This is a genomic window from Bacteroidales bacterium, assembly GCA_035647615.1.
Taxonomy (GTDB): Bacteria; Bacteroidota; Bacteroidia; order Bacteroidales; family 4484-276; genus SABY01.
Window position 1 is genome coordinate 121,837 of the sequence record DASRND010000025.1, and the last position, 14,206, is coordinate 136,042.

Here is a 14,206-nt window from a genome sequence, read left to right on the forward strand (position 1 = left end):
AACATTGATAAAAACACAAACGGTTGGCTGTTGCAAGTCAGCCGTTTTTTGTTGCAATGCGGATTTACTTACTTTTGCACCTCTTTTTTAACTATCAATTCAAGTACAATGCAGATTCCTTCAAAATACGATCCGTCGCTTACCGAAGACAAGTGGTACCAATGCTGGATGGAGAAAGGTTATTTCAGATCAGTGCCCGACGACCGGGAGCCTTTTTGTATCGTCATTCCGCCGCCTAACGTTACCGGCGTGTTGCACATGGGACACATCCTCAACAATACCTTGCAGGATGTGCTGGTACGGCGCGCCCGTATGCAGGGCAAAAATGCTTTGTGGCTGCCTGGCACCGACCACGCTTCTATTGCCACCGAGGCCAAAGTAGTGGCGCATCTTAAAGAAAAAAATATCGACAAAAAGGATCTGAGCCGCAGCGAGTTTCTGGAACATGCCTGGGAATGGAAAGAAAAACACGGAGGAATCATCCTCGAACAACTCAAAAAACTCGGAGCCTCCTGCGATTGGGAACGAACCCGTTTCACCATGGACGAGAGCATGTACGAGTCGGTGATTGATGTTTTTATCGATTTGTACAACAAAGGATTGATTTATCGTGGCGTGCGCATGGTAAACTGGGACCCTGCCGCCCTCACAGCACTTTCCGACGAAGAGGTGGTGTATCAGGAAGAAAATTCCAAACTTTATTACGTAAGATATCAAGTCGAAAATGAAGACAATCAGTGGGTGACCATCGCTACCACGCGGCCTGAAACGATTTTGGGCGATACGGCTGTTTGTGTAAATCCCGGCGACAAACGATTTACAAGTCTGGCCGGAAAACGTGTCCTGGTTCCGCTCCTCAACCGTCCGGTACCCATTATTCAAGATGAGTATGTCGATATGGAATTTGGTACCGGATGCCTCAAGATTACTCCGGCGCATGATCTCAACGATTATGAAATCGGAATCCGGCACAAGCTCGACAGTATCGATATTTTCAACGACAATGGCACCCTCAACGAAGCTGCTCAGCTTTATGTGGGCGAAGATCGCGATGTGGTGCGCCGCAAAATTGTGAAAGATCTCGATGCAGCAGGCAATCTTGTAAAAGTAGAAGATTACCAAAACAAAGTTGGATATTCCGAACGCACGCATGTGCCCATCGAGCCTAAGCTTTCGCTGCAGTGGTTTCTGAAGATGTCGGAGCTGGCTGGCCCGGCGCTGGAAGTGGTGATGGACGATACCGTTGCTTTTCATCCACGTAAGTTTAAAAATACTTATCGCCACTGGATGGAAAATGTGCGCGACTGGTGTATTTCGCGGCAGCTTTGGTGGGGACAGCGCATTCCCGTTTATTACCTGCCCAATCGCGAAATGGTTGTGGCTAAGTCGGCTGAAGAAGCCTTGCAAAAAGCGCGTGCGCAATATCCCGAACTCGAAAATCTTACCCTCGACGATGTTAAGCAAGATGAAGATGTGCTCGATACCTGGTTTTCGTCGTGGCTGTGGCCTATTTCGGTTTTCGATGGAATTCGCCATCCCGATAATCCCGACATCAATTATTATTATCCTACCAACGACCTGGTCACGGCACCTGAAATTTTGTTTTTCTGGGTGGCCCGCATGATCATGGCCGGACTGGAGTACCGCAGTGAGATACCTTTTAAAAACGTTTACCTTACGGGAATTGTGCGCGACAAGCAAGGACGCAAAATGTCCAAGTCTCTGGGTAACTCACCCGATCCGGTGGAGATGATGAAGCAATATGGCGCCGACGGAACGCGTGTGGGAATGTTGTTTACTTCACCTGCAGGCAATGATTTGCCTTTTGATGTTTCGCTTTGTGAGCAGGGCCGTAATTTTAGTAATAAAATCTGGAACGCGATGCGTTTGGTAAAAGGCTGGGAAATAGACAGCAATATACCGCAGCCTGAAAACAGTGCCATTGCCGCCGATTGGTTCGAGGCGCAATTTAACGATGCGCTAAAAACCATCGATGAGCATTATGCCAAATACCGCATTTCGGATGCCTTGATGGCTACTTATAAACTTGTTTGGGACGATTTCTGTTCGTGGTATCTCGAGATGATCAAGCCTGCATATCAACAACCTGTCGATGCAATTACTTACGAGCGAACGATAAATATTTTCGAAAACCTGATGAAGGTGTTGCATCCTTTTATGCCATTTCTTACCGAGGAGGTGTGGCACCTGCTGGCTGATCGTGCCGATGAAGATTGCATTATTATAGCGTCCTGGCCTGAGCAACAGCGTATTCATCACAAAATTCTCGAGCAATTCGATTTTGCCAAAGAGGTTGTGAATGCAGCCAGAAATGTAAGAGCTGCTCGCAACATCCCGCAGAAGGAATCTCTGGAGTTTTATATCAAAAAGAATCTCGACCAGCAGCCTGATACTACTTTTGATGGATTGATAGCCAAACTTTGCAATCTGCGAAAGCTTGAATATGTGGATGAAAAAGTTGATAATGCGCTTTCGTTTGTGGTGCGTTCCACCGAATTCTATATTCCGCTCACAGAAACTGTGGATGTGGAAGGTGAGATAAAGAAGTTGCGAGATGAACTAACATACACGCAAGGTTTTCACAATTCGGTGAAGAAGAAACTCTCCAACGAGCGCTTCGTAAATAATGCACCGGAGGCGGTGGTTGCCGGCGAACGCAAGAAGCTATTGGATGCCGAAAATAAGATTAAGGTTATCACCGATCAGATTGCTGCGCTGCAAGGATGAGATTAAATTCCAAAATCCAATGAAGTAAAATCCAAATAAATCTCAATAGCTAAAATTCAAAATTCCAAACACTCGTGTTTGGAATTTTTGTTTGTAGTTTGAATTAGTGGCTTTTTATTCTATTCTGAAAAGATGTACTGCAACATGTTGGCACCCATTTTCAAAGCTTTTAGCCGGGTTTCTTCCGAGTCTTTGTGTACTTCGTAATCCTCCCACCCGTTTCCCAGATCGGTTTCATAGGTATAATAACAAACCAGGCGTCCTTCCCATATCAGCCCAAATCCCTGTGATGGTTTGCCATCATGTTCATGTATTTTGGGTGGGCCGCTGGTGAAATGAAATTTTTGGTGATAAATAGGGTGGTCGAAAGGTAACTCCACAAAATCGAGTTCCGGGAAAACCTTTTTCATCTGCGGACGAATGAATTTATCCAGACCATAATTATCGTCGATATGCAAAAAGCCTCCGGCCAGCAAATACTCCCGGAGGTTGCGTGCTTCTTGTGTGGAGAACACCACGTTACCGTGTCCGGTGAGATGAACAAAAGGATAATTGAATATATCGGTGCTGCCTACCTCTACAGTTGCCGGCTCACTGTTGATGGTGGTTTTTAGCTGCTTATTAGCAAAAGCTATCAGGTTTGGCAGCGAGGTGGGGTTGGCATACCAATCGCCGCCACCTTTGTATTTTAGCAATGCGATCTGCACGCCGCCTTTGGGTATGGCGGCTGTCGTCAGAATCGCAGCAATAACGAGTAAGGCAAATATTTTTTTCATAATCAGATATTATCGACTTTTAAGCGCCAGTGTATGGCAGGCTACAAGTGCAGCAGTTTCCGTTCTTAAACGATTTTCGCCCAAACTTATTGGTTCAAATCCATGGCGCTGCGCCATTGTGATTTCTTCGCTGCTAAAATCGCCCTCCGGACCAATCAGCACCACCACATCCCTGCCCGGTTCTGCAATATCGAATAACGGCTTGTGGGCTTGATCGCTCATGTATGCAATCAGCTTTTGGGTGGTGTCCTTTTGTTGACCGACGAAACTATTGTATGCGGTAAGCTCTTTGAGCACCGGCAACCAGGTTTGTTGCGATTGTTTGATGGCGGCAACCAGAATTTTGTGCAGACGCTCGGGGTTAATCCTTACCCGTTCCGAATGTTGACATTGCAATGGCGTAATAATGCCGATGCCAATCTCAGTAGCTTTTTCGAGAAACCATTCAAATCGTGCCATGTTTTTGGTAGGAGCTACCGCAATGTTATTATGCCGGTGGGGAGGCGTCGGAACAAGCTCCTTTTCGATAACTTCGAAACGGCACTCCCGTATATTATTGTCGAGTAACCTGCAAGTAAAACGATGCCCGATACCATCGGTAAAAATCACACGATCGTCAGGTACCAACCTCAGGACGCGACTGATGTGACGCGACTCCTCAGCGTCGGTAGTAAATTGATCGCCATCGATTGTCGTCGAATAAAACCAGTGCATCTCCTTATTATTAATTTGAAACAATAAAAAAACCTGCTCCGGTTACAGAGCAGGTTTTTTTGATGAACTTTAAGATCATTATTCGAGAATAACTTTCTGAATACGTGTAGATTCTTCGTTGACAAGCTGCACAAAGTAGATTCCTTTGGGCTGTGTCGAAAGATTGATGGTAGTGCTCTCGGCAATTACACCACGATAAATCACCTGACCTTTTACGTTGGTAATAGTGAGGGTAGCATTTTTGTCGAGACCTTTTATCGTTAACTGGCCAGTGGTTGGGTTAGGATAAATGGCTACTGATTCCAAAGTCTTCTCTCCAATAGCTACCGCGCTCAGTTTCATTTCACTGATCATCGACAAGCCTTCGACGGCGAAAAGTCCGTTGTGGTGGGGCATGGAGGTGTTGTATGTAACTGTAGCTACAAACTCCTGCTCGGTAGAAGGTCGATACAGTCGATAGCTCATCAGTTCGCCCTCAGTCAGTCCATCTACTACGTTAGGTGTTAATATCATTTCATCACCAAAGGCCAAAAGCAGGATGTTGTTGTCTTGAGTAGTAACTTCCAAGAAACCAACACATAATCCTTCTGTATTGAAAACACCGATTTGGTCATCAAGTTCAAGCGATTCAAGCACTGTAGCCTCGATAGATATAAAATGAGAAATACCCGTATTTTCAACTTCGTTCCAAGTAAGATTTTCACCTTTGTATGGTTTTGTTGCACCTGACGATTTTGATGATTTTGCATCAAATGGTGGATAGGTATAGGTGTCTGCATTGTACATATTAAGCAGGTAAGCCTCATCGGGTTTCAGGTTGAGAAGTGTATAAATGCCACCATTTGGCCACCATGTGTCAGTTGTGAATATATTGTGTAAAAATAACAGGTTTGAGCCAACGGCATCAGCAAAATCGGATGTAGCTACTTCGTAGGGAACCCTTACCGGGAGGTAACTGGAACCCTTGGGGATATTCACAGTTTTGTTGGTAGTTTCGATTCCTGTAACAATGCAGCTATCTTTGACTATCATTTTTGATTTGTAGCCTAAGATGGGTGTAATGTCACCAATGGTATTGATGTTTTGGGGAACCCACCAGACACCAAGCGGCGGCTGCTGACGGACGGTGATGATCATGTTCTCAGAAAGACCTGCTAATACATCCTCAATAGCTGTGCTGGGTGCCGGTTCCATGTAGATTGAGAATCCACTCCAGTCTTTCTGGATAGTCAGACATTGTACCTGAGTGATGTTAATGTTGATGTTGCCAAACTCACCATTTTCACCACCAACGGCAATGTAATAGACACCGGCTTCCAGGTCGCAGAAACCAGATGCTGCCGCACCATTATTACAACCATCATAGGCAAAGCCGATAGCTCCATCAGGAATCACGGCAGGGAAGTTAGGTACATTTTCGCAATCATCATACAAAGCGATGTAGGTGTCAAAATCAGAACCGCAGGTAGAAACAAAGATGTCCATGTCGTTCAGGAGTTCAACAGTGAACCACTGCAGTTGTTCTGCTACAAGTGTTTCAGCATCCACTGCAGGATCGTTGGGGACACCGTAATCTATAGCATCACCGCATCCGCTAACTACTTCTACACAAACTGTGTCCGAAGGTGCAGATTCTGTTCCGTCAAGCATGATCTGAGTTACATAGTAGCACCAGTTGCCATCATGGATTACGTCGAACATTCCTGTTTCGGGGGTGCCTTTGAGCAACCAGATAAATTCGTATCCTGGAGCACCGTTATCGAGCATGCGGTAAACGTTGAAAGTGGGAACATAATCGCCGCCATTTTCATAGATAGTGACATATCCGTTAAAGTCGTTTGGGTCGCCCGTTGTGCCATCACTCATAAAGTAATATCCAGCTACCTGAGGGCCGACAATGGCAGCAGTGGTAACATTTATTGAGAAATCGATAAAATGCATTGGGATGTTATCTTTCCAGAAAGGTTCAAGTCCAGTTTCCCAATAGACCTTTTGTCCATCAATGGTTGCCGGTAAGGTAGTTCCATCAGCTAATGGAAAATCCGTTGCTGAAACTATGGTGAATCCTGCAGGCAGTTCAATTTCGAAATAAGCTCCCCAATCCTGAAATCCAGCGGGATTCTCGGGTGCGTAGGCAGTAAGTGTAAAATCCAGATCCATGGTAGTGGAAGGAAGATAGTCGTTGTTGCTTTCAACTTCGCCCATTACGACATCAGTACCTTTTTCTTGTTTCTTGGCAGCCGGAGCCCAATCAAGCTCTACGTAGCCGTATGCCGGATCAGATGCTGCGGTGAGTGTAGGACGCTTGTCGTTTAGTTCAAAATCCTGCATTGTGATATTTCCATCTGTAACAACTACGCCGGTAGCTGTTGAAGTGGAATATCCAACTCCAAATCCGCTGGCAGTAACGGCGTAAGTTCCGGCGGGAATGTCAAACGAATAATTTCCTAAAGCATCGGTAGTAGTGCTAAAAACATCAGCCGAAACAGTCACGCCATTAATACCGGCAAGGCCGTCAGTAACTACACCACTGATGGTTCCAACTGCGTTAGCTTCTACAACAAACTCAGCGTAATAATTGTATCCGGGACACGGGTGTCCATTATAGCTTGTTGGGGCAACCATGAAATAATAGGTGCCTGCAGGTAGGTTCATAAATTCGATTGAATCTTCCAGACAAGCAGGCAGATTTTTGTAATGTGTAAAGTAGTTGCCTAAGTTATCGCATCCGGGAACTCCCAATTCAGCTTGCATCACTAAACCAAAGGTAGTGGCTTGCTCGGCTTTAACTGAGAGTTTAACACTGCTGATTGCTCCGATGGTGAGTTCGAACCAGTCGGTGTCCCGTTCGTTATTCTCAGCAGAGAGATTGCCAAAAATCAAATCGCCATCAGCAACGGTAAAGAAAGCTGGTGGATCGATGTTACATCCATCGTTGTCAAAATCGCCGCAGACTTCACCTTCGGCAGTTCCTACAGGAGGTAAGGTGCAGGTAGTTTCCTCGTAAATGCTTAAGAAGCCTTCACCGGTTTCATTATCAAATCCAGCTACTCTGACAACATATTCACTGCCATTTGTAACAGGAAGAGTCACCTTGGATTGTAAATCACAAGCGTCATCATTGAAATCAAGCAATGCTCCATTGCAAGCATCATAAACTTCGAGGTAAGTGTCAAAGTCGCTGTCACAAACATCTACAGTTGCGTTTCCTGTGAATGATGCTGTGTAGCTGTACCATATGTCGTATTTTCCATCGAGCGGCCATACACTGGGCGTAGCTTCTAATGTCGAAAAGTACTTACCATTCACTTCGCCAACGGCTATTGCGTTTGCGCAATCATCGTTAGGTACTACAGTGGTAGCTGCGATAACCAAATTGAAGTCAGGGATGGAAAAGCTTTTGACATTTGGCCAGCTGTCGATAATCAGGTAGTAGGTGCCTGCTTCAAGTGCAATGGCAAAACCATGTTCCATTCCGTCGCCATAGGTATCGGTACTAACAGCAAGACACGTGGCTGTGGGATTATCGTAACAGTCCTCGTTGAGAGCCATACCCGAAAAAGGGGTGCCTTTGGGGTCGATGGTGAAGGTGAGGGTGGTGTCGAAAGCCAGATTAAGTTCGATAATCATGTCTTCTCCGCCGTCGAAATCGTTGAGGCAGGTATTTTCGTAATTGTTGCCTCTTCCTGTAGTGGTTTGATTATTCAGCGGTAAAGGAAGCCCGTTGCCACTGGTAATGTTGATGATCTCCGGGTTGGTGCAATCATCACCAATAGCTTTGGAACCATTGGGGGCTAAAGGTACCTGTGCTGTGGGGCCATGCAACTGGCGAATCAGCTCTAACTTGTCAGGAGCAGTATTACCTGTTTGATTATCAGGTAGCTTCTGGGCAGTCAAAGAGACTGAAAAACCAATCACGAATGCCAAAAGGCAAAATTTAGTAAACGTTTTCATAATGATCTCATTTTAAATGAATATTTGGTTTATTGTTATTTTCTTGAGCTTGATGAATGTTACAATTTAGGAAAATCAACTGCAATTATAATTATTAAAATCCACACCTCAAACTGATTTTTTTTCTAAAACAGCATTGAAATCTCCTTTTAAATCATAAAGCAATGATTTTTAACTACATAACCCTTACTTTGAAATTTCCTTGGGTATTTATTATTAACAAAGATTAACGCAAAGCCTTCTTTTACATCTATACAATCCAAAGAGATGCAAAAATAATTAAATCTTCGATGTGGGAGCGCTTTATTCGCAAAAGAAACATCTTAATTTACGTTATTTTTTATCAACAACTTATAAACACCAACGACAGCTACCCCAAGGTAACTGCCGTAGTTTTATTATTAACTGTTATCGGGTTGGCATGATCAAACGTTCTCGCCGTCTTCAACTAGTTTTTTGTTCAGTTTTTTCAGATAATATCTTGCCAACCAATAGGTGATCAGAATTACTGCCGGCCAGAGCAAGAGCTGTATGATTTGTAGTAGGTGCATATCGTTCGTTTTTTTAGATGAAACAATGATTTAATAAAAGGGAAATTTAATAAGAATGCCATTCCTCATCGAATTCCTGTGAAGTTATTTTTTTGTTGTTAATGGCGCGCCAGGCAATTACGATATAAGCCAGAACAAAGGGAACCATCAGCGAAACATAGCCCATAACCGTAAGCGTAAAGTGGCTTGAGGAACTATTCATGATGGTTAAAGAGCTGTTCAGATCGTATGTGGAAGGGTAGAAAGCCGTAAGGTTGAAACCTGCAACCAGAAATAAGGAGAAAACGGTGAATACTGTGCCGGCGCCGGCTATCCAGATACCCTTGGAACATTTGCTTAAAATTGTACCGATTAGACCCCAAAGCACCGCCAGCACACCAATCAAAAACAGAATAAGTACCACCGGCATCGCCAGAAAGTTATGCAGATATTTATAAGGTTCCATCTGCACAGTCCAGAACAATGGATCGACTCCATCCTGCGGAACTACTGCAAAGCCATCTTTTGTGAGCAACAGTCCGGTAAAGAGCAGAAAGAAGACGACAAAGGGAATTCCATTAATAATGAGCTGGCGCCGAACGCGTTGTTTGATGTTTTTGTCGTCGATGTCGTTGTCGAGATAAAGGATGCCCAGCACGCGCGCCAGAAAAAAGACTGCCAGTCCCAGCGATAGGTTTTGGATGTTGAGTGCAGCTTCCAATCCGTGCGCCGGACCTTGCCAGGCTGAGATGGCTGTAGAGCCCGTGCCGAAAATGTTGGTTAGGTTGAGTTTATCAACCGAAAATTCGCTTCCGGTAAAAAAGGTAGAAACAGCTACGCCAATAAGTATGGTACCAACCGCTCCATTAACAAATAGGAAAGCTTCGTAGGTTTTTTGTCCTAAAAAGTTGTTGGGTTTGGTGCGGTATTCATAGGAGATGGCCTGTATGATAAAAGCAAACAGGATAATCATCCACACCCAGTAAGCGCCCCCAAAGCTTGTCGAATAAAATAGCGGAAAGCTGGCAAAAAAGGCACCGCCAAAAGTTACAAGGGTAGTAAAGGTAAATTCCCATTTACGCCCCAGCGAGTTGACGATCATCTTACGTTCCATTTCAGTTTTGCCCAGTCGGTAGATGAGCGTTTGGCCGCCCTGCACAAAGAATAAAAATACCAGCAGGCTGCCCAGCAATGATATGATGATCCACCAGTATTGCTGCAATGATAATAATGATAGTGTTTCAAACATGTTATTTTCCTCCTGTCATTCCTTTTTTTATTTGAGTAATCATAATTTTTATTTCGGCGATAAACAGCGTGGTGAAGGTGATGGCAAAGAGCCAGAAAGTAACCTGCACGGTACTGGAATCGAGCTGCGAAACGGCAGCCAGCGTGGGCATCAGATCCTGTATTACCCAGGGTTGGCGTCCTAGTTCGGCCAGCACCCAACCGGCCTGGCTGGCGATGTAAACCAGCGGAATGGTCCAGATAGCTATATAAAGCAGCCACTGCATTTTCTCCAGCCGGTTGCGTAAAACGAATAGGAGCATCACAAAGAACAGCGCCAGAAAATGCATGGAAAGTATCACCATGAGATGAAAAGAGTGAAACGCGATCGGCACATTGGGCACAAGCCCGGCCATGTTGTCATCATTATAATATCCAAAGCCAAAATACCTGAATGTATTGTCAATCCATTCTGGGTCATCGAAGCGTGCACCATATTCTTCTATCTTTTCGGGATCGCCATCGCTCATCGCTTCTTTGTACATTTTGAGAGTGGTAATGGCCTCTTTGCCACGTCGTATCTTTTCGGGATAAGAAGGCACATCTTTGCCGGTGTGAGGATCATGGTAGCCATTTATGATATCCCTCATGCCTGGAATGTAAGCGTTTGGGTCGAGATAAGTCATTAAGGAGAGCAAGCTGGGTATTTCTATTTTAAAAATAAAATCGCGGAACTGCAATTCCCCTCCCGGTGCGGTTGCTGGCTGATTTTCGAGATGGCCTATTGCGACAAGCGGGATATTGGTGCCTCCATCCGCTAATGCTTCCATTGCGGCAAATTTCATGGGTTGTACTTTTGCTACTTCACGCGCAGATTCGTCGCCGGTGAATATCAAAAATAACGAACTTACGATTCCAAAAACTGAGGCTATCACAATGCTTTGTTTGGCAAAAACAGTGTTTCGTTTCTTGAGTAGAAACCAGGCTGAGATGCCAACTACAAATATTGCAGCCAAAACGTAGCCGGAGGCAATGGTGTGCAAAAATTTGTTGATGGCGGTAGGCGAAAAAAGTATCGCCCAGAAGTCGACCATTTCGTTGCGGGCTGTGTCAGGATTAAAAGCCATACCCACCGGGTTTTGCATCCAGGCGTTGGCCACCAGAATCCACAATGCGGAGAGGTTGGCACCGATAGCTACCAGCCAGGTGGCGAGCAGGTGAAACCCTTTGCTCACCTTGTTCCAGCCAAAAAACATCACGGCAATAAAAGTTGATTCCAGGAAAAAGGCCATGATGCCTTCGATGGCCAGCGGCGCGCCGAAGATGTCGCCTACAAACCAGGAGTAGTTGCTCCAGTTGGTGCCAAACTCAAATTCCAGGATGATGCCCGTAGCGATGCCGATGGCGAAGTTGATCCCAAAAAGCTTCGCCCAGAACTTGGTGAGAGTTTTCCACTTTTCGTCGCCGGTGCGCACATAAATCGTCTCCATAATGGCGATGATAAATGCAAGCCCGAGCGTCAATGGCACAAATATCCAGTGAAACATCGCCGTGAGCGCAAATTGTCCCCGCGACCAGTCGACGAGGAGAATGTCGAAGTTTTCCATTTTCTTTTGATTTAGTTATTACGTGTTTTTTATAAAGAACTTGTGTAGTATTATTTAATCGATGTCGGTGAGGCGTTCAATTACATAGTTGCTCCTTTCGGAATCAGTGTCGAAATTAGTTTTGAGAAAATTGGGAAAGAAAAACAGTTTCAACACCACAAACATGATGAATAGTTTGATGAAAATGATCAGCCACAACTGTCGCCCCCAGGTCATCGAGGCAAAGCCGTTGTAGTAAAAGCGCCATATCCTGCCCACAATGTTGCCTTTCGAATTCATAGTAAAAATTTTAAAATTCCTGCGATCCTTATTTTAGTTTGTTGTTCGATATCAAATCCCTCCTTATCATAAATATTCTTTTATGAGTGGTAAATGCGTGTTGTTTTGAGAGGTTAAAAGTAGAACTATTTTCCATTCGACAACCGACGCTTCATCAAAATGCTGTTTTTGATTTGTTGTGCTTTTGTATTGATCCGGGTTAAACCATTTCATTCACATGGTTTTAGCATCTTATTTATAAGCAATTCCAAATTAGCAGAAGGAGATAAAATTTTTCCGGGAGTTTGATTTAATCATAATGATCACAAAGTTTTGCACAAAGGGTACAGAGAAAATAGCCGGAGTTTGAAATCTGCCATTTGTGGGGACATATTGTCAGCCTTCGGGGTGGTGGCATAGCCTTTGATTTGCGCCGGCAGAAATTAGTAATTCTGTAAATTATGAAAGAGATACAAAAAGGGAAAATCAACGTACAAACGGAGAACATTTTTCCGATCATTAAAAAGTTTCTTTATTCCGACCACGAGATATTTTTGCGCGAGCTTATCTCCAATGCTGTCGATGCTACCCAGAAACTCAAAACGTTGGCCAGCACCGGTCATTTCAAAGAGGATCTTGGCGATCTTACCATTCATGTGGAGGTAGATAAAAAGAAAAAAACTCTTACCATCCGCGACCGCGGCATCGGTATGACCGCCGATGAAGTGGACAAATACATCAACCAGATCGCCTTTTCGAGTGCTGAGGAGTTTGTAAAAAAATTCAAGACAAAATCAGAAGCAGAGCAAAATGCTATCATCGGCCATTTTGGGCTGGGATTTTATTCAGCGTTTATGGTTTCCGATCAGGTGGAGCTTATCACCAAAACCTACAAAAAAGGTGGCGCCACCAAGCCGGTGAAATGGGTTTGTGACGGTAGTCCTGACTACGAAATGCTTGAGGCCGACAAGAAAGAGCGCGGCACAGAAGTAATTCTGCACATCAGTGACGACGAGAAAGAATTTTTGGAAGAGTACAAAATTCGCGAGTTGCTCAAAAAATATTGCCGTTTCCTGCCGGTGCCCATCCAGTTTGGAACCCGTAAAGAACAGGTGAAAGTAGAAGGTGAAAAAGACAAAGATGGCAACGACAAATACACCGAAGTTGAAAAGCCTGACATCATCAACAACACCGACCCGCTGTGGAAACGCAAGCCCGCCGACCTTACCGACGAAGATTACAATAATTTCTATCGTGAGCTTTATCCCATGAATTGGGAGGAGCCTCTGTTTCATATTCATCTCAACGTCGACTATCCTTTCAACCTTACCGGGATATTGTATTTCCCCAAGGTGAAAAAGAATCTGGAAATTCAGCGCGACAAAATCCAGCTCTACGCCAACCAGGTTTTCGTCACAGATTCGGTTGAAGGCATTGTGCCTGAATTCCTAACGTTGATGCATGGCGTGCTCGACTCGCCCGACATCCCACTCAATGTGTCGCGTAGTTATTTACAAAGCGATCGCCGCGTAAAACAAATCTCCAACCACATCACCAAAAAGGTGGCGGACAAACTGGACGAGATTTATAAAAATGACCGCCCGCAGTTCGAGAAAAAATGGGACGACATCAAAGTGTTTATTCATTTTGGTATGATCTCCGACGAGAAGTTTTACGAACGTGCCCGTAACTTTGTGCTGGTCAAAAATACAGAAGGAGAAGCCTTTACGCTCGACGAGTTCCGCGAAAAGATCAAGGAAAGTCAGAAAGACAAAGACAAAAAAGTGGTGTATCTCTATGCCACCGATGCCGACGAACAGCACAGCTACATTCATACTGCACGCGACCGCGGTTATCAGGTGCTGCTCATGGACGGCATGCTCGACAATCATTTTATCAATACCCTCGAACAAAAACTCGACGACACCACCTTTGCACGCGTGGATGCCGACACCATCGACAATCTGATAAAAAAGAACGACGACAAACTGCCTTCCAAACTCGACGACAAACAGAAAGAAGCCATCAAACCGGTGTTTGAGGAATCTGTGGATAAAACGAAATTCACGGTGATGTTCGACAACCTGAGCGAGAAAGACTTGCCGGTACTCATCACGCAGCCCGAATTTATGCGCCGCATGAAAGATATGTCGGCACTGGGCGGCGGCATGATGGGAATGGGAAACCTGCCCGACAGCTACAACCTGATCGTTAATAGCAACCACCCGCTCATTACCAAACTTGCCGGCGAAATCGATGAGGAAGCGCGTAAGCAGCTGGCCAAACAATTGATTGACATTGCCCTGCTTTCGCAAAACCTACTGCGCGGCGAAGACCTTACCCGCTTTATCCGTCGTAGTGTCGAAATTTTATAATTCATTTTTGTAAATAA

9 protein-coding genes are annotated in these 14,206 nt (G+C 44.8%); 2 read left to right on the forward strand and 7 right to left on the reverse strand.

The annotated features are described in order from the left end of the window. Positions 1 to 108: 108 nt before the first annotated feature. Positions 109 to 2,748 (forward strand): valine--tRNA ligase, encoded by a 2,640-nt coding sequence (locus VFC92_08320; GenBank protein HZK08191.1) that lies wholly within the window; start codon positions 109 to 111, stop codon positions 2,746 to 2,748. Between the two features lie 119 nt (positions 2,749 to 2,867). On the opposite strand, the gene VFC92_08325 is transcribed toward VFC92_08320, so the two are convergent. The 7 genes from VFC92_08325 to VFC92_08355 form a co-directional block, all read right to left on the reverse strand. Further along, positions 2,868 to 3,524: a DUF4159 domain-containing protein gene (locus VFC92_08325; GenBank protein HZK08192.1), complete on the reverse strand. Its 657-nt coding sequence runs from the start codon at positions 3,522 to 3,524 to the stop codon at positions 2,868 to 2,870. A 9-nt stretch (positions 3,525 to 3,533) separates the two neighbouring features. Continuing rightward, a complete protein-coding gene (locus tag VFC92_08330; protein HZK08193.1) occupies positions 3,534 to 4,238 on the reverse strand; it encodes an RsmE family RNA methyltransferase in 705 nt (234 codons plus the stop codon). Positions 4,239 to 4,316: 78 nt separating this feature from the next. Beyond that, the gene (locus tag VFC92_08335) at positions 4,317 to 8,192 is read right to left on the reverse strand and encodes a T9SS type A sorting domain-containing protein (GenBank protein ID HZK08194.1); all 3,876 of its coding nucleotides are present in this window, start codon (positions 8,190 to 8,192) and stop codon (positions 4,317 to 4,319) included. Positions 8,193 to 8,617: 425 nt separating this feature from the next. Continuing rightward, positions 8,618 to 8,743, reverse strand: a complete 126-nt coding sequence (locus VFC92_08340; GenBank protein ID HZK08195.1) for a hypothetical protein — start codon at positions 8,741 to 8,743, stop codon at positions 8,618 to 8,620. A gap of 46 nt (positions 8,744 to 8,789) precedes the next feature. Then, a complete protein-coding gene (gene cydB / locus VFC92_08345; GenBank protein HZK08196.1) occupies positions 8,790 to 9,971 on the reverse strand; it encodes a cytochrome d ubiquinol oxidase subunit II in 1,182 nt (393 codons plus the stop codon). Position 9,972: 1 nt separating this feature from the next. After that, positions 9,973 to 11,556, reverse strand: a complete 1,584-nt coding sequence (locus tag VFC92_08350; GenBank protein ID HZK08197.1) for a cytochrome ubiquinol oxidase subunit I — start codon at positions 11,554 to 11,556, stop codon at positions 9,973 to 9,975. Positions 11,557 to 11,610: 54 nt separating this feature from the next. Continuing rightward, the gene (locus tag VFC92_08355; GenBank protein HZK08198.1) at positions 11,611 to 11,835 is read right to left on the reverse strand and encodes a DUF4492 domain-containing protein; all 225 of its coding nucleotides are present in this window, start codon (positions 11,833 to 11,835) and stop codon (positions 11,611 to 11,613) included. Positions 11,836 to 12,275: 440 nt separating this feature from the next. Here VFC92_08355 and htpG point away from each other — a divergent pair, with 440 nt between their 5' ends. Next, entirely contained in the window at positions 12,276 to 14,189 is a 1,914-nt protein-coding gene (gene htpG, locus VFC92_08360; protein ID HZK08199.1) for a molecular chaperone HtpG, read from the forward strand. Positions 14,190 to 14,206: the final 17 nt, after the last annotated feature.

Bases quoted from the DNA above. Each gene is read 5' to 3' on its own strand.
- VFC92_08350 (HZK08197.1), bottom strand. From the start codon at position 11,556: ATGGAAAACTTCGACATTCTCCTCGTCGACTGGTCGCGGGGACAATTT.
- VFC92_08340 (HZK08195.1), bottom strand. From the start codon at position 8,743: ATGCACCTACTACAAATCATACAGCTCTTGCTCTGGCCGGCAGTAATT.
- cydB (HZK08196.1), bottom strand. From the start codon at position 9,971: ATGTTTGAAACACTATCATTATTATCATTGCAGCAATACTGGTGGATC.
- VFC92_08325 (HZK08192.1), bottom strand. From the start codon at position 3,524: ATGAAAAAAATATTTGCCTTACTCGTTATTGCTGCGATTCTGACGACA.
- VFC92_08335 (HZK08194.1), bottom strand. From the start codon at position 8,192: ATGAAAACGTTTACTAAATTTTGCCTTTTGGCATTCGTGATTGGTTTT.
- VFC92_08355 (HZK08198.1), bottom strand. From the start codon at position 11,835: ATGAATTCGAAAGGCAACATTGTGGGCAGGATATGGCGCTTTTACTAC.
- htpG (HZK08199.1), top strand. From the start codon at position 12,276: ATGAAAGAGATACAAAAAGGGAAAATCAACGTACAAACGGAGAACATT.
- VFC92_08330 (HZK08193.1), bottom strand. From the start codon at position 4,238: ATGCACTGGTTTTATTCGACGACAATCGATGGCGATCAATTTACTACC.
- VFC92_08320 (HZK08191.1), top strand. From the start codon at position 109: ATGCAGATTCCTTCAAAATACGATCCGTCGCTTACCGAAGACAAGTGG.